This window comes from Streptococcus mitis (assembly GCF_905187535.1).
Lineage (GTDB): Bacteria > Bacillota > Bacilli > Lactobacillales > Streptococcaceae > Streptococcus > Streptococcus mitis_BS.
The window spans coordinates 50,406-66,103 of record NZ_CAJJIE010000001.1 but is presented as its reverse complement, the minus strand read 5'-3'; the positions used below and the strand labels follow the sequence as shown (position 1 = coordinate 66,103).

Below are 15,698 nucleotides of genomic sequence, written 5' to 3'. Positions count from 1 at the left end.
GAGGAATGATATGATTTTGATTTTAGTTGGATTCTTTAGCCTTATATTTTTTGGAGGAGTTTTAATAATTCTCTCGCTTATAGGGATTCGTCAACGAGTTCGTTTAGAAAACGGATATGATTCTGAATTAGAGACAGATCAGCTGGCAATGATTGGCCAAAATAGAAAGTGAGATTAAGAATGAAGTATGTAATTTTTAGTTTTGAATTAGGTGATTATATTTGTAATGGGGAGAATAAAGTTTTAGTTTTTGATACATTGGGACTAGCTTTTCAGTATCTTCAAAAACATTATCGTAAACCACTTCCTGAACAAAGAAAAAAGAGATTGATTCACTATCCTGATGTGTATGAAGCTCCGTTTAGGCTTTTAAAAGTTTGTTAGAAAGGGGAAAGGTCGATGTCAGAGTTATTCAAAATTATTCGAGGCTATTACCTAACAGGGGTTGGTCAGGAACCATTGGCTTATTATTTTAAACTTTCATCGGATAACTTAAAATTTGAGTCTGTTTCTGCAGGTGATGTCGCTTTAACTTTTTATCAAAACGAGGAGAGTATTTCTAGCATTCCAGCGATTATTAGAGTAGATAGTGTTATCTCGAATGATAAAATGATTTCAGATTACCTGCAGGAGGAGTTGAGAGATCATTATCCAATGTTGCCAATTGTCCGTGTATTGGATTCCGAGGAATTTGATCCATTACTCTTTCAAGAAGTAATGACAACTTTTACTAACTTGAAATCAGAAATAAAAGAACTGGCCAAGATTGATTATGTTCAAGGTTCCATATTTGATTTTATGGATGAGGAGGAAGTAGTATGAAAGAGCTTTTTAGACACATTAAGTTAGCTGTAGGTGCTATTCTCGTTATTTTATTTGTGAGTCTTGCAGTTCTAGGAGGATATAGGATGTATAAAGATCATTTTATCTTAGATTATGATCCTCATCTTACTCAGAAGGAATACCAGAATACTGTACTTGATCAAAATGTAAATCTAGTATTTTATAAAAAAGATTGTCCTTACTGTCAGGTTGGAAAAAGTGTAGTTGTAGATGCAGCTAATAAAGGTTCCTATTCCACATTTTACATTGACACTCAGACAGAAGAAGGTCAAAAGTTGGTAGAAAAATACCAGGTTGAAAAAGCTGCAACTATCATCAAAATTCGTAAGGGTAAAATAAAGAAATATCTATATGCTTCGAGAGATTCAGAGGAAAAGATTGTAGCAGATGAGAAAGCAATCCAGGAGGCCATAAATGACTAAAAGAATAAAACTGAGTAAGTGGGCCGAGACAGCTTTTCAAACAGATTGGGAACTATGGCGTGCTAAAACAAATGAAGGAATGGTTGTTTTAGGAAAAATACCAGATGGGACATTTACTCTACATCGTTTTAACGATGAGGGGGGAACTATAACACATGTTTCCAAAGGAAAAGCGCTCTGGTTGACTTTGGAGTTAGCACCTGAAAGATTGAACTATATTTAAGGAGGTAGTATGCATCAATTTTTAAATGCTATTGCGCATGGCGTGGTTGGAACTGTCTTGATTGCGATTTGGTTTGTACCGCTCTTCAAGATAACTATATGTGATAACTTTGGAAATGAAATCAAAACGAAAAGGCTGCCATTAGCGTTCTCAATGTTACTAAAAAGTGTTTGGCCGAAAAGTAAGATTTCATTTATTTGGAAAGGATATAAGAAGCATGAGAAGAACTAAATCATCTAGTTTGAAGCAGAAAAGAGCTAACAAACATTTAAGAGGTATAAAAAATTACACGCTATCAAGTGAACAAAAAGGTTTTGATGATGTATCAACTTTTGATATGTTGTTTGAAACAAATGTGAAGTATCGAGTTTTTGCAATTTTAGGAGGTGTATCTGGTTTTATTTCGCTAGTTTTAGTATCAGTAAATCTCTTTTTAGGATTTAATGCGTATGTAATTGTAAATTTAGTTAATACGAGTCCAACTTTTCTTAAATTAGTAGGAGTAAAAGAAGTTTCTTTTATGACAGTCTTTGAATCATTTTATTTTGGAAGTGTCGAGTTAATGAGAGATATGTTTGCAACTATTTTTGTAGCTATTATAGTTTTTTCTTTATCATTATTTATAATTTGGGCTACTGAAAAAAAGACAGATATAAACTCTTTAACAAATCAGTATTATGAAAAAATCAGGAAGGAGAAATAAAATGTCTACTTTAATTGAAATATTCAAGCGCTGGATTGAAAAAATAAAATCTAGCCCAATTTTGAAACCATTTATTAAGATTAAAGTTTGGTTTCAAGAGAATATTATTAAGAGAAAACTAGTTATTTTCTCAATGTTGTTTGTGACCTGGTTGACCCTTTTGATGGGAGCAATTTTCTCGCCACAAAGACAAACTTATACTTCAGAACAACTCAAAACAAAGCAGGTTTTTGCAAATGGTAGTGGTGAGATGAAACTGGTCAGCCAGGAATATTCACCAGATACTGGAATTATCGTTTTACAATTTGAGACGAAAGATGCTACGACTTCGATAGATCGGGGCATCGATGCTAAACGATTGAAATGGAAACTCTATGCGCAACATAAAGACTCAAAAATAGAAATGGATGTTGTCCCAATCATTGATAATAAAGTATCAGTTATTATTAAAGGAGTTCCGAAAAATTTTGGTGCATTTGCGATCGATGTGACAAATCAGACAGTCGCTTCTAGCTCAATTGATGTGAATATTTCATCGCCATCCAGTGACTCTAAAAAGGTTTCTCAGAAGAAATCTGAAGAAGATGACACTGTACAATTCTTTGTAACTCCTCAAAATACTCAGCTTGAAATTAAAGCTATTGAGGTTGTCTCCAGAGAAGAATTTACTCTTCAGGAAATCGAAAAAGAGATCAATTTCCAGAATGAACAGTCTCAAAAATTGACAACATCAATTTCTCAATTGAAGGAATCTATTGAAGATGATAACTCACGAAAAGCGAGTCTTCAAACAGAAGCAAAATATCTAACAGGTGATGATCTCGAAGCCAATCAAAAGAATATTGCTACGCTGGATACAAACATTGAAACGAAGAATAGAACCATCGAAACAGCCTATAAAAACATTGAAAAGTTGAAGGCTAAATTGGAGTCTTTGGATAAGAAAAAACAGGCAGTCAAAGATGGAACATTTGAATTTTCAAATCCTATTGAAACTGTAGAAATGAATTAAAGTGAGATAAAATAAAATGAAAAATTTAATTAAAATGGTAAAAGGAACTGATAAATTGGGATATAAATTATCTGCGATTTGTGGAATAAATTGGCTGGTTGGTCAGATGTTTAAATGGCAATCTTTAGTGTTTGAAATGATAGCGTGTGCTGTTCTGGTTAAAATAATATCAGAAGCACTTGAAATTAGTTCAAATTATTTAGGATTTTTAATGATTATTTTTATCCTAGCTGTTCCTTTTTCAAAATTGCGTTTTGGTGTTGAGAGATTTATTTTTTCATTTTTTGAAAGTGTTGTGTTAGGCTTGATTTTTTCCATCGCAGTAGTTTTTCCATTTCAAGAGAATGAATCATCGTTCTGGCTTTTAGCCACAATCTTTAGTATTGGTATTTATTATTTCATGAAGTGGTTTCAAGCAAAACTTTTTCAGCGTTATCTATTCAAAAATATCTTAAACAAGGATTACCTTGGAATCCGAAAATTAAAAGATAAGTTACCTCCTAAAATCAATATTTTTATGGATGCTGACGAAGGTGATGCAAACCAACGAATGATTACGATTAATCAGCGAGCAGTGAAAAAGGATTATCAAGATATTGTAGAATTAAGTTTTTTGAATAGAGAAAAATGGACAGGAATTTCCTATTACAGAAAATCATGGAATGGTTCTGAAGCTCCTCTTGAAAAAAAATTTGTAGATATTGATGAATTTTATCATCCAGTATTTAGTGTCTTCCCATTTGGAAAAAAACATGATTTTTATTTCAGGTTGATTCAACTTGATGTAAGTAAAAGGAGTGCGTTTTCTATGAAAGGCAAGTTTATGTCTACCAACAAATAGCAGTCAAAAATCTCCTTAATTTTGAATTAAGGGGATTTATTTTTTATGATTGTCCCTTTAAAAAATAATTTGAGATTTTCGGTTACAATTGGATTAATTAAATAAAAGGAGAAGTAATCATGGCTAAAAATGATTTAACAAAAATTGATAATCAACTAGAAGAGGCAAAGAAAAAAGTTGCCCTTTTAGAACAGGAACGTAAAGATGCAGAAGAGAATCTTCAAAAACAAATTGGTAAAATCTATGTTCAAATTCAATTGAAGAAAGATAAAAATCAGTCGTATGAATCAATTTTAGAAGAGTTAAAAATGGAATTAAACCTCATCAAAGAAGAGGAAAAAGAACAACGTTTAGCAGCGAAGAAAAATCGTGAAGAAGGTTCTCTTCCAGCTGAAAATCAGTCTTAATTTTTGAGTTTTGAATTTCTAAATAAAGTCAAAAATGGTGTATGTAAAAGTATGTAAAGAATAAAAACAGTGTAAGTATAACACCTATAAAGTGTGTAAAGGTAAGTATAGCATGTGTGTGTAAGTAGGCGAAGCCGAGAAAATTACCGGTACTGGAAACGTTGATACTATCAACATATCACGGTACGTGATATCAGTTTCCCTTATGCTCTTTTCTACCACAACACACCTAAAAAGGACCTTAGTCCCTCTGTGTGTGTTAGTGTGTTGAAAAACCGCAAAAATAGAACCGTAACGGTTCGTGATGTTGCGAGGTTGAAGTTTTCTTTTTTGCTTCTTTTTGCTTTTGCTTCGACAAAAGAAAAAAGAAGGGCGCTGTTTTTTAGAAAGGAAAATTTAAAATAATGGCAAATATAAAACAAAATCGAATTGAGATTAGAGGGCTTACTGATGATGAAATTAATTATCTAAAATCTCTTGCTAAGAAAAATAAAGCCAACTCATTTAACGATTTTCTGCTCTCAATTTGTCGTGAAAAAATTGAGTACGGAAAATTTAATCGTGCTCAAGATTTGTATGTTGCTCATTTAGAAAATATGAAATTAGCTTCTGACCATGTTCTGGAACAAATGAAAAAACAGACAAGGATACTATCAGAATTTGAAGAAAAAATGGATCGCTATGGCGATCATATTTCACGTTGGTTAGAGTATGAAGGGGAGGTGGAAAGTGATGACTAAAAATTTTTTAATTAGAAATGTTCCTGATGATATGTTTGAACAACTTCAGGCCATTTCAAAAAAATATAACTATCCAAGTTTTAATGAGTTTATGTTATCGCAAGTTCAAAATATCGTAATGAATGACGGATTGAATTTGTATGATAATCAATTTGCGGAAACATTGTCCGATATCAAAAACCAACAAAGTCAGATTTTAGAATTGATGTTGAAGAATGACATTTCTCTTTCAGCTTTAAATGTTAAACAAGATATTGTAAATGAACTAACGACAAATTGGTTACATTTTATGGATGATGCATCTGCACTTGAAGCTGAGCGACGGTCAGGTGGTGTTTGAAAATGAAGAAGAATAAATCTCTGTTCCTCATTCTAATTTTTCTTGCGATCTTTATCGTACAACCTAACAATTTTAATGCTATCAAATCTGGCCTGACACAAAATGATATTCCGACTCAATTGAACATAGCCGATTCAGCTGAAGAAAAAAATTCCAACTCAAATTTGAATACTTCTCTGAAAAATGATGATTTGAAATCGAAGGAGTATGATGGAAAAAATCAAATGATTGTCGTCAATGAAAAATCACAATTTACAAAAGACGAATTGAGTTTAGAAAATGGTAGCTGGGAAAAATATTCTGATCTAGATTTTTTAAATCGTGTAGGAATTGCTGAAGCGATGTTGGGAAAAGATTTGATGCCAACTGAAGATAGAGAATCTATTTCGTCTATCACACCAACAGGATGGAAAAATAAAAAAATAATTTTCAACGGGAAAGAAGATTATTTATATAATCGTTCTCACTTAATCGGTTTTCAATTAAGTGGAGAAAATGCGAATGCTAAAAATTTATTTACAGGTACACGTGCTTTAAATGCAAATTTTGAAGATGAACAATCATCAATGGTTTACTATGAAAATAAAATTTCTAACTACATAAAAAATACGAACCACCATGTTCGCTATCGAGTAACTCCTATATTTAGAAATGTGGAATTAGTTGCTAGAGGAGTTCGTATGGAAGCACAGAGTATTGAAGATGATGAGATTTCATTTGATGTATATATCTTTAATATTCAACCAGGATATAAAATCAATTACTTGACAGGATCATCTCAGAAAAATTGAGGAGAGAAAAATGAATCCAAGACTTAGCTTATACTTTAGCGAAGAAACACATGAAAAATTTAAGGAAGTAAAATCTTACTTGAAAGAATCGTCTGCTTTGCAGAAACAGTATCGAAATAATTCAGCAACGCTTGTCACTTTGATTGAAGTTTTTTATAAACTCTTTATTGAATTAGGAGAAGGAAAAAATTTTTATGAGCGACTGACTCAGCTGGAAAAAAATTTGGGAGGTAGCTTTGATTCTGGAAATGACAACAAGGCAATTCATCGTCAACTTGATCAAATTCTCTATTTAACACTAACCAATTTTCATGCTATTACGAAAGATGATTTTGATGTTCAAGATTTGGAATCTATTCATTCACGACTGGATCCTACACAGCATGAATTAATGGCAAGAATCAACGATGTCATTCAAGAAGATGTTGCACGTGGTCAAACAATCAAACATTCTCATTGAGGTACACTAAATGGTAGATGTTGTTGAAATCTATTTGGAAACAGAAGACTTTCATGAAGCGGTGAAACAGTCAGGGTTGCCTACTCATATAGCTCATTTGAAACTGATTAAGAGCAGCTGCCTGAAAATTCAAGATAAAATTCAGTATGGTTCTAGGACAGCTAAACTTGGGGGAATGGCCGAGGAACTTTTTCAAAAGTATGTTCCAGATGCAACGGATGCGAATAAGTATTTCAAGAAAAATAATCCAGTATATGATTTTTGGCTAGATGGTCTAACGATTGATGTAAAATATAGCTCACTATATAAAAAGAAAAATGGGAACTCCCATCACTGGCAATTGAGGACAAAAGGAAATCAAGATTTTATTGTTGCCTTTTTAGAACGAGAAAGTGGTTCGGAGTTAGAAAAACCAAATATCTTATTGATTCCAATGCAATTTGTTGAAGAGCAAAAAGAATTACATATTTCTCAATCAGGACGGTGGATCAATGATTTTCAAGTTGAACCTGAAGAATTACAACCGTTATTAAAAGACTACGCTCTTTTAAGGAAAAATGGATTATTTTAATTCAAAGAGAGGAAAATAATGAACGTATCTTCTAGTCCAAGTATTACTTTCATGCTGCAATACACTGAAGCAAATAGTGGCTTTGTAGACTACACTAATAGAGACGAAGCTGTTGAGGTTGATAACGAATTAAATTTAGAAACACACAGACAAAATATCGAGTCTCTAACCGAAGATGAACTACAAAAAATCCAAGCTGAAGTCCCAGAAACAAAACTTAATTTCCAGGAGTACATCGATTATATGAATCGTTCTTATGCTACTGAAAATCAAAATGAAGAAATGACAGCGATTTTTACAAAAGAGGCTAATTATTTGCAGCGTAGCAAAGTAACTGAATTGAAAAGTAAGTTAGAACAGGCTTATCAAAATGGCTCTCTTTTATGGCAAGGTGTTATCTCTTTTGATAATGATTTTTTGGCCAAGGAGGGATTATATGATCTTGAAACTGGAAAAGTCGATCAGCAAGCTATCAAGTCGGTCATACGTGAAGCATTACCAAGATTGATTGAAAAAGAAGGCTTATCCGACTCATCATTTTGGTGGGCCAACATTCACTTGAATACGGATAATATTCATGTGCATTTTGGATTATCAGAAGTCGAGTCTGCAAGAGAAAAAATTTTCTATCGTCCTCGTGGACGAATGGAGTATAGAGGAAACTTTTCCCAGAAAACTATTGAGCGATTTAAAAGCGATGTTTTTCATGGCTTGTTGAATGAACAGACTAGGGGAATGATTGTTAGACGAGAACAAATCTTGGCCAATATCAGAAGTGAGTTGATCAATTCTGTATTTAGAGATCAGAAGGTTCGTTCTTCGGCTGAAAAAAATTTTTTGGAACAGGCTTACAACCATTTACCAATGGATAAAAAATGGCGCTATGGCTCAAATGCAAGAGATTTTGCAGTCAGTAAATTCTTCATTGATCGCTATCTGGATTCCTATTTAGAAAATGATGGGAAAGAGCTCTATCAAGAATTTCTGAAAGAAACGAAGGACTTCCTAGAAACCTATAGAGGAGCTTATTCGGCTGGAAAAAAATCAACCTACGAGAAGATTCGGAAACTTGATGGTCGTGTTGAGAAAACACAACAGGAGGCTGCAGGCTATCATCTGCAGCAATTAATAGCGAATCGAGAGAAGGAGTTGAGAGAACGATTAGCAAATAAAATCTTGCACCTATTTCGTGAGAATGCTCCTGAAATAGCTGATGTTCGACTGGAAAAAAATTTGTCCAATTTCTCAGTAAAGAATCAACAAATGATTTTAGAACAGGATCCCAATGCAAGTGTTATCAAAACACTAGATGCCTGGAAAAAACTGGGTTATGAGTTGAAAGATGGGGCAAAACCTATTGAAATTACAAAACCAGTCTATGCTGCTTATGATAAACATGGAACAGGTTTGGGACGTCCTGAATTTGCTACGGAATTAGTTTATGATGTGAGTCAGATGAAGGAAGATTTACTACAGAAGCAACTTAGTTTAAGGGACTTGTCGCTATTTTCTTCAGCTGATTTAAAAGAACTTGTAGAAGCGGCTAAAAAGAAAAGCGATCGATCATTAAAAGAGCGCCAGGAATTAGGAACATTTCGCTATGCTTTAAAATTGAGTTTATTGGAGGAAAAACAAAGTAGTTTATTAGTTCGTAAAACTCTCTTTGATCAAATTCAACCACTTGAAACTGATAAGCCATTTGTTGAATTAAAAAAGAAGGAGATTCTTCAAAGACTGAAGCTGACTGAATTGCAACTGACTCCAAATTATAAACTAGGTGAAGCAGACCAATCTCTAAAACAATCTCTTGCTAACCAGTTTGAAGATAGTGTTTCATTTTCAGTAGAAAAGGCTGATTCATTAGCAATTCAAGCACCTATCAAACGTTTGAAGGGAGAATTAGAGACAGTTCAACCTCTTCAAGATGAAGGAGTCCTGACTATTCTAAAGGGCTATCCTGTGACGAAAGATAGCTATATAGAAGAGCTACAGACCCATATCTCAATTTTTCAGTTGAAACATCAGATTTACAGTCGAAACAAGGAAATTTCACAAACGACTGATCAAGCTACTGTTAAAAAATTAAAACAGGAGAATGCGAAAGGATTTTCTGAACTCAAATCACTTTATCAAAAATTGTTGCCGGAAGAAGAAAGTAACCAGAAAAGTCAGTTAGCTCAGGCTGTTTCACAAAAAATGCAAGAAAGAAAGGTCTTGCAAAGAAAAAATACCCAACAATCTCAAGGTAAAGCAATCATCAATACAGATTTCATGAGAAATTTGACGAATTCTCTTCAAAGGGCCCAACGTGCAAATAAAAAAGCTCTCATGGAACGTGGGAGAAGTGATGAGAGACAAGAACTGGAGGAGAAAGGACACAGTATATAAGAGTCATTGTAAAAGCAATGACTTTTTTTGTTGAAAATGGGAATCTATTGTCCCTTTAACTGTGATTCCTCAGTTATTACGTAGAATAAAAGGATAAAAGAGAAAGGAGTAGAAAAATGGAGCTAGTATTTCCAGATGTTGCAGTTGAAGACTTTGACTTTTCAGCCGAATGGTTAATTACGGCAATAAATGCCGATAACAAGCAAGTGCATTTTGAGGGTCAAGGAAGAAATTCTGATTTAGAAATGGTTCTAGATTTTAAGGAAAACTCTGAGCTATTTGAATCTTTTTCAGTAGGAGAATTGGTTCACTTAGAGCCAGAATCATTTATACAAGCAGAGAAAGAACCGTACAAACCACAGTATGAAGGATTTTAAGGAGATTTTATATGACAGAACAAGAATCAAGACGTGGTAAAAGCCGTAGAGAACGTGTTGAATTTGCACGTTCTAGAGATATTTTGGATGTTGCAAACGAGCTTCAGATGGAGCTGGTTCGTTCTGGACGGGACTATCGATGGAAAGAACGTGATAGCCTAGTTATTTCACCTGATAAGAATTTATGGAAATGGTTCTCTAGAAATACAGGTGGAGATTCGATTTCTTTAGTTGAAACGATAAAGGAAGTAGATTTTAATCAATCTGTAGATTTTTTAAATGATGGAAATTTTAAAGAGTTTCAAATGGTTGAAAGGCCTCAAGAAGATTTTAAATACTATCTTGAAAAATACGAGCAGCCGTTTTCAGATGGACGAGATTACTTGCGGAATCAACGTGGACTATCAGATGAAACAATTGATTATTTTTTGGAGCAGGGTGTTTTAGCCCAAGCTAACGCCAAACTTGACTACTTTGCGGAAGGCACTGGTGGAGTCACAACAAATGCGATTGAGCCAGTTATTGTATTCAAATCCCTTTCTTCTTCAGGTGAAGTTGTTGGAGCCTCTTTACAGGGAATCCAGGAGAATTGGGAGAAGTGGCCAAAACATGGATATGCTAAAGTGATTATGAAAAACTCCGATCCTATGACAGGTATTCATGTTGATATTGGCAGTCCAAAACGATTGATTTTTACTGAGAGTCCAATTGATTTAATGTCCTACTATGAATTGCATAAGGATAGTCTTCAGGACGTCAGATTAGTTTCTATGGATGGTTTGAAAGAATCGACTATTGGCCGTCATCTATCTCAAATTAAGGCTGAAATGTCAGGAAAAGTGCTAATATGGACACCTGAACAATTGGCAGACGGACTACAAGTGGCTATTGATCATCACTTTTTTGAAGATGGGAAAAATGCGGATTTAATCACCCTAGCTTTAGATAATGATAACGCAGGTAGAACATTCATTCAAGAATTGGAAGCCAAAGGAGCTGTTATCAATTCGGATCTACCAGAACTAAGACCTGGGCAAGATAAAACGGACTGGAATGATGTTTTAAAGAATCGACAGGAAGACAAAACTGATAACAGTCGTCTTGCCAAAGCACGTCGAAAACTGGAACGACTAAAAGGTGAACAAGACGATGCTATTTCAAGAGCGTATTCTCACCAAGCGCTAACAAATGGGCAACCCATGAATGATAAGCGAGGCGGTGCTAGCTTTATGCGTAAGCAAGAACAAATAGAAGGTCAAGTCTTCTCAAAGATGGATGAAATTAGGCAACAGGAAGAGCGAGTAGAGCGCCTGGAGCATCAACAACATTTGAAAGAAATGGGGTTGAATCGTCAGGGAAGTGGTCTGGAGATGAGTGTTCAAAATATACCTCGAATTCGTGAAGAACTAGCAAAAGCTGAACGTGGGGAGTCGTTCTTTACCAAAGCTACTCTCAAACGCTATCAAGAAGAGTTGACTAGACTTGAGGGCATATCTGAACAAATGGGGAAAACTAGTATTCAACCAGCAACTCAAGCCTTAATTGATGAGGGTTTAGTGAATCAGTGGGAAAAACAACCAAATACGTATTTTGTAAAAGGGTTACGAAGAGTTGCTCTGGAGTTGACTGAAGAAGGAGAGTTTCAATTATCTTCACAAACTAAGTATCATCCGAAAACAGATGAGGAACGACTGAAGGTGGATGAATTACTTGCCAAACAAGCGCAAGGAAATACTGGAGTAAAACAAATGATAGAGGAAGAGCGAAGTTCAGTATCTCCAGAGTTATTTGTAACCTTTGATTTTACAGAAAATCCAAATCTATCTCAGAAATTCTCATCAGGGGATGTGATCCCATATAAAGACTTTATAGCTCAATTGTATGAAGAGAATAATTTGAGAATGCTTAGTCTGGGATATGATAAAACTTATTTTGTATTGCAAGATGAGGTGGGGAATCGTCTGACAGATGATTTTCGATATGATATTGGTAGTGAAACTAGTGATCTTTCAACGCAATTGGGAGAAACTCTTCCAAGTCCTTACTTTGAACAGGCACAAAAGGCAGATCATGACTATCGTCCAAAAACAGCTGAAGAGCAGCAGAATGTAGAAGAATCAGTCAGACCAGTGATTGTCTTAAACCAAGATGAGCTATACAGCGATTATTGGCATGTTTATCAAAGCGACGGTGAGCTTGAATTCTATTTATTTGAGGATGGTCAGTTTGGTTATCGCCAATATGGTTCACTTAGCCAGAAAGAAGATGATATTGTTTTTAAATACCATTCAGAACCAGGTAAAACGGAGTTTCTAGCTACTCAAATGGGCTATGATAGTTTAAAATACATTGTTGTTAAAGATTGGGAGTCTCTTTTTGATGAAAATAAAGCGTTACTGCGAGAAAACTACGTTTTTGACGACTTAGAGAACTTCTTGAAAAAGTCGAATTATTTTGAACTAGATTACTGGACTTTCAATAGTGGATTGAAAGAAGATGAAGAGTTTTTAAACGAGATTACAAAAAAAGCTCATGATCAAAATCAAGAGCTTTCTAATAACACTGGGGGCGAATTATTCAATCGCAGTTCCAGTTTTTTAGGAGAAGATTCTCCAGGGACAGCACCGCAGCCCGTTGAGCAGATAGCTCAACCTGATTTTCCTACCAATGTTCCTTTATATTTTAACATTGATAGGGGTATTAAGTCAAATTTTAGGCTACGTAAAGGTTATTACTACCCTAAAAATAAAGATATACGAAATATTACTGCGTATGCATCAGATATTCAAAACTCAGCTACATGGTATTTGAATGAGTTGGCAGATACGACTGTTACGTATTTTTATAAAGATGGAGCTAAGCAGCAGGCTTTGCAGGTTAAATTTGAGAAACGTCATTGGATGCACTTGACAGGTCTTGCACCAATTTATAGTGAAAAACTAAATTCTGTAGCAGAGACGTTTATTGATGAAATTTCTTCTGGCCATACCAATTTTCAAAATATAACGGTTGGTCCTGGGTATTTAGACAAAATTCAAATTTTGCCAATGCTATCTGAAGTTTTAGAGACAGATTCATTTGTATTTGATGATTTATCATTCATCGAGAAATTTGGACGATTAGATGCTGAATCAGCGATTCGGTCAGAGGACAAGAATATCATTCTTGCGTTTCAAACTGACAGTCAAGATGAGATGTTTCCTGCATCTCTATTAAAACCTGGATTAGACTTAAATATTCAAATGGATACCCTATCCCAAGAAAAGACTATTCTAGGGGTATTAATTGAAAAAGATGGTGAAATTAGAGTTCATCGTATTAATACAGATTACATTAAGGATAATGGAGCAGAAATGCTATCTATCTTAAAAAATAAGCAGTATGAGGAGGTTTCTAAAGAACTTAAACCACTAGCTCCAGAGAACACACTTAATAAAACCTCACTTGATTCAGCTACATTTACTCAAGTTTTAGATACTGTCTATAATTTAGGTGTGCCAGGTGACATCTCAAAGACTCCAGAAGAATTTCATCAATCCTGGAATCAGTATCTTAATTATGCTAAGAAATACAATGATAAATTTGATCAGATTGTTGCTGCAGCTGGTGAAGATCATCTCCTAGATACAAATTCAGATTTTTATAAAGAATGGATACAAGATCATATCTATAAGGAAAACTACCATGTACGCCTTCAATGGTCTGAGGAACGCCCTGAAGGCCCTATATTGCCATTTAAAGAGACAGATTTGATATCTTATCAAGATTTCGCTAGGGAGCTATATAAGGCCAATCAGGACTTTTATCCAATTCATCAAGAAGGAATGAAACAAGTAACAGCAGGCAATACTGAAGGCTATATCCCTCCTACCAAAATTAAGTTTGATATCTATGCTCCAGGTGGTGAAGTGATTAAGGAGGGAATTCGTTATGATATTGGAGATGAGACTACACCAATTTCACAAATGCTAGGGTTAGGATATCGTCGACTCAACGGTCAATCTGAACTAGCATCGATGGATGAAGAAATTCTTTCTCAGCTGGAAAATAGAGTGGTGAATAAGGAAATTTCCCAGGAAGCAAATGAATCGTCTCGATTGATAGAAGAAGGAGAAGGTCAAACTCCTGATACAAGAAAAACGGTAGCTTTTCAATCTTCTAAGCAAGAAACTAAAACTAATTTGCTTCAGCGTGTAGAGGAGATTCTGAAAGAGGAACCTATTTCGGATTTGGAGACTCCTGAAGTAAATTCAAGTAGTATTGATTATGCTACTTTAACGCCTCATGAATTGAGTGAGGTTGCTTTTCAAAAAGTGAGAGAGTACACAGAAACACCAGAACGGTTAGAAGAGTATCTGAATTTTATGAGTAAGTTTCCAGAACTCTCACCTAGAAATGTAGCGTTGATTCAGGAACAGTGGCCAGGAGCGAATGCAGTCGCAACCTATAATCAATGGCAATCTATGGGGGAAGCTCTTAGGATTACTTCAGATCAGGTATTTGAAACTAGAAACACCTATACCAATAAAAAAACAGGTCGAACAAGAGAAGTTGTTCATAACAATCTTTCGGTTAAGACAGGAGAAAAATCACATATTACATTATTTCGACCAATGATGGTTGAAATGATTCCTGTATTGGATGAAAATGGGAATCAGGTGAAAAATGGAAAAGGAAATCCAAAATATAAAAGATTGTCTGAAGCGACACCTGAAGAAAAGGCTTTAAAGAAAGAAGGAAAGTTAAAATCTCGCTTCTTCCAGGAAAGAGATTCAAATACAGGCTTAGCTAAATTCGCTACGTATAAAGTCTTTGAGTTGTCTCAAACAACCTTGAAGCCTGAATTTTATCCAAAAGCGATGCCAAATCGTCACTATGATTTTAATATGGATCATATTCGTACGAAAGAGGTGCTTGAAGGACTTTCAGACTATGCTAAGGGTATTGGAGTAACAATCTATCAAGATGATGCAAAAGAATTGAAGAGTGCGAAGGGAGCTTTTTATCCAGATGAACAAAAAATACTTTTGAATCCAGATAATACTCCTGGAGAAGTCGTTGCAACAACCATTCACGAGTTAGCACACGCTAGTCTGCATAATCCTAAATTTGCTAACTCGTATAAGGAAGATGTCTCAAAAGATCGTAGAGAACTTGAAGCTGAGATGACAAGTTATCTCGTTTCTAAGCATTTTGGGTTAGATACCTCTGAGAAAGCCATTCGCTATATGGCACTTTGGACTGATAATTTAACATCTCTTGATGATCAACAATTAGCGCAATCTATGAAACGAATTCATGGGACAGTTTCTAAGATTGTAAAAAGTGTTGAACAACATACAAAACCTTACCAGTTAAACAGACAGGTGGTACAAAATCAAAATTTTATCCAAAGCCCAAAGAAGGGGCTTAAAATCTAGAAAGAGCGCTCTTTAAGAGCCTCTTTTTTGTGTATAAAGTTATATAACTTTTTGTGCTGTTTTTTGATATCAACTTACTTTATTATTTGTCAATGTCCCTTTACAAAAGATTTTTTAATTATAGCTTACAATGACAGAAAATGAAGTAGAAGGAGAATGA

General features: G+C 34.7%; 18 protein-coding genes. All 18 read left to right on the top strand.

The features are described 5' to 3' along the window. Nucleotides 1–10: 10 nt before the first annotated feature. The 18 genes from JQ841_RS00355 (at nucleotide 11) to JQ841_RS09805 (ending at nucleotide 15,538) form a co-directional block, all read left to right on the top strand. On the top strand, nucleotides 11–172 hold the full coding sequence (locus JQ841_RS00355) for a hypothetical protein (protein ID WP_192833033.1): 162 nt from the start codon (nucleotides 11–13) through the stop codon (nucleotides 170–172). A gap of 8 nt (nucleotides 173–180) precedes the next feature. Beyond that, the gene (locus JQ841_RS00350; protein ID WP_203179773.1) at nucleotides 181–384 is read left to right on the top strand and encodes a hypothetical protein; all 204 of its coding nucleotides are present in this window, start codon (nucleotides 181–183) and stop codon (nucleotides 382–384) included. A gap of 15 nt (nucleotides 385–399) precedes the next feature. After that, a complete protein-coding gene (locus JQ841_RS00345) occupies nucleotides 400–822 on the top strand; it encodes a hypothetical protein (protein ID WP_203179772.1) in 423 nt (140 codons plus the stop codon). Continuing rightward, the gene (locus JQ841_RS00340; RefSeq protein WP_203179771.1) at nucleotides 819–1,265 is read left to right on the top strand and encodes a thioredoxin domain-containing protein; all 447 of its coding nucleotides are present in this window, start codon (nucleotides 819–821) and stop codon (nucleotides 1,263–1,265) included. Before JQ841_RS00345 ends, JQ841_RS00340 begins: the two co-directional genes overlap by 4 nt. After that, nucleotides 1,258–1,488 (top strand): hypothetical protein, encoded by a 231-nt coding sequence (locus tag JQ841_RS00335; RefSeq protein ID WP_203179770.1) that lies wholly within the window; start codon nucleotides 1,258–1,260, stop codon nucleotides 1,486–1,488. Before JQ841_RS00340 ends, JQ841_RS00335 begins: the two co-directional genes overlap by 8 nt. Before the next feature lie 9 nt (nucleotides 1,489–1,497). Next, nucleotides 1,498–1,719 (top strand): multidrug transporter MATE, encoded by a 222-nt coding sequence (locus JQ841_RS00330; RefSeq protein ID WP_125447567.1) that lies wholly within the window; start codon nucleotides 1,498–1,500, stop codon nucleotides 1,717–1,719. Then, nucleotides 1,706–2,191 carry a hypothetical protein gene (locus JQ841_RS00325; protein ID WP_125447565.1) on the top strand — a complete coding sequence of 162 codons (486 nt, stop codon included), beginning with the start codon at nucleotides 1,706–1,708 and terminating at the stop codon, nucleotides 2,189–2,191. Before JQ841_RS00330 ends, JQ841_RS00325 begins: the two co-directional genes overlap by 14 nt. A 1-nt stretch (nucleotide 2,192) precedes the next feature. Further along, complete coding sequence (locus JQ841_RS00320; protein WP_203179801.1) at nucleotides 2,193–3,203, top strand: hypothetical protein; 1,011 nt, start codon at nucleotides 2,193–2,195, stop codon at nucleotides 3,201–3,203. Between the two features lie 16 nt (nucleotides 3,204–3,219). Next, nucleotides 3,220–4,044 carry a hypothetical protein gene (locus tag JQ841_RS00315; protein ID WP_203179769.1) on the top strand — a complete coding sequence of 275 codons (825 nt, stop codon included), beginning with the start codon at nucleotides 3,220–3,222 and terminating at the stop codon, nucleotides 4,042–4,044. 119 nt (nucleotides 4,045–4,163) lie between these two features. Continuing rightward, nucleotides 4,164–4,451 carry a hypothetical protein gene (locus JQ841_RS00310; protein WP_203179768.1) on the top strand — a complete coding sequence of 96 codons (288 nt, stop codon included), beginning with the start codon at nucleotides 4,164–4,166 and terminating at the stop codon, nucleotides 4,449–4,451. A 404-nt stretch (nucleotides 4,452–4,855) separates the two neighbouring features. Then, nucleotides 4,856–5,191, top strand: a complete 336-nt coding sequence (locus JQ841_RS00305; protein ID WP_203179767.1) for a hypothetical protein — start codon at nucleotides 4,856–4,858, stop codon at nucleotides 5,189–5,191. Beyond that, nucleotides 5,184–5,531: a hypothetical protein gene (locus JQ841_RS00300; RefSeq protein ID WP_203179766.1), complete on the top strand. Its 348-nt coding sequence runs from the start codon at nucleotides 5,184–5,186 to the stop codon at nucleotides 5,529–5,531. Before JQ841_RS00305 ends, JQ841_RS00300 begins: the two co-directional genes overlap by 8 nt. A gap of 2 nt (nucleotides 5,532–5,533) precedes the next feature. Further along, the gene (locus tag JQ841_RS00295; protein WP_203179765.1) at nucleotides 5,534–6,322 is read left to right on the top strand and encodes a DNA/RNA non-specific endonuclease; all 789 of its coding nucleotides are present in this window, start codon (nucleotides 5,534–5,536) and stop codon (nucleotides 6,320–6,322) included. Between the two features lie 10 nt (nucleotides 6,323–6,332). Next, nucleotides 6,333–6,782, top strand: coding sequence for a hypothetical protein (locus JQ841_RS00290; protein ID WP_070459283.1), 450 nt, complete (start codon nucleotides 6,333–6,335; stop codon nucleotides 6,780–6,782). 10 nt (nucleotides 6,783–6,792) lie between these two features. Continuing rightward, nucleotides 6,793–7,353 carry a hypothetical protein gene (locus tag JQ841_RS00285; protein WP_203179764.1) on the top strand — a complete coding sequence of 187 codons (561 nt, stop codon included), beginning with the start codon at nucleotides 6,793–6,795 and terminating at the stop codon, nucleotides 7,351–7,353. 18 nt (nucleotides 7,354–7,371) lie between these two features. Beyond that, nucleotides 7,372–9,741 (top strand): MobP2 family relaxase, encoded by a 2,370-nt coding sequence (mobP2, locus tag JQ841_RS00280; RefSeq protein ID WP_203179763.1) that lies wholly within the window; start codon nucleotides 7,372–7,374, stop codon nucleotides 9,739–9,741. A 116-nt stretch (nucleotides 9,742–9,857) separates the two neighbouring features. After that, nucleotides 9,858–10,118: a hypothetical protein gene (locus JQ841_RS00275; RefSeq protein WP_203179762.1), complete on the top strand. Its 261-nt coding sequence runs from the start codon at nucleotides 9,858–9,860 to the stop codon at nucleotides 10,116–10,118. Between the two features lie 11 nt (nucleotides 10,119–10,129). Then, nucleotides 10,130–15,538 (top strand): PBECR4 domain-containing protein, encoded by a 5,409-nt coding sequence (locus JQ841_RS09805; protein WP_238395576.1) that lies wholly within the window; start codon nucleotides 10,130–10,132, stop codon nucleotides 15,536–15,538. Nucleotides 15,539–15,698 lie beyond the last annotated feature (160 nt).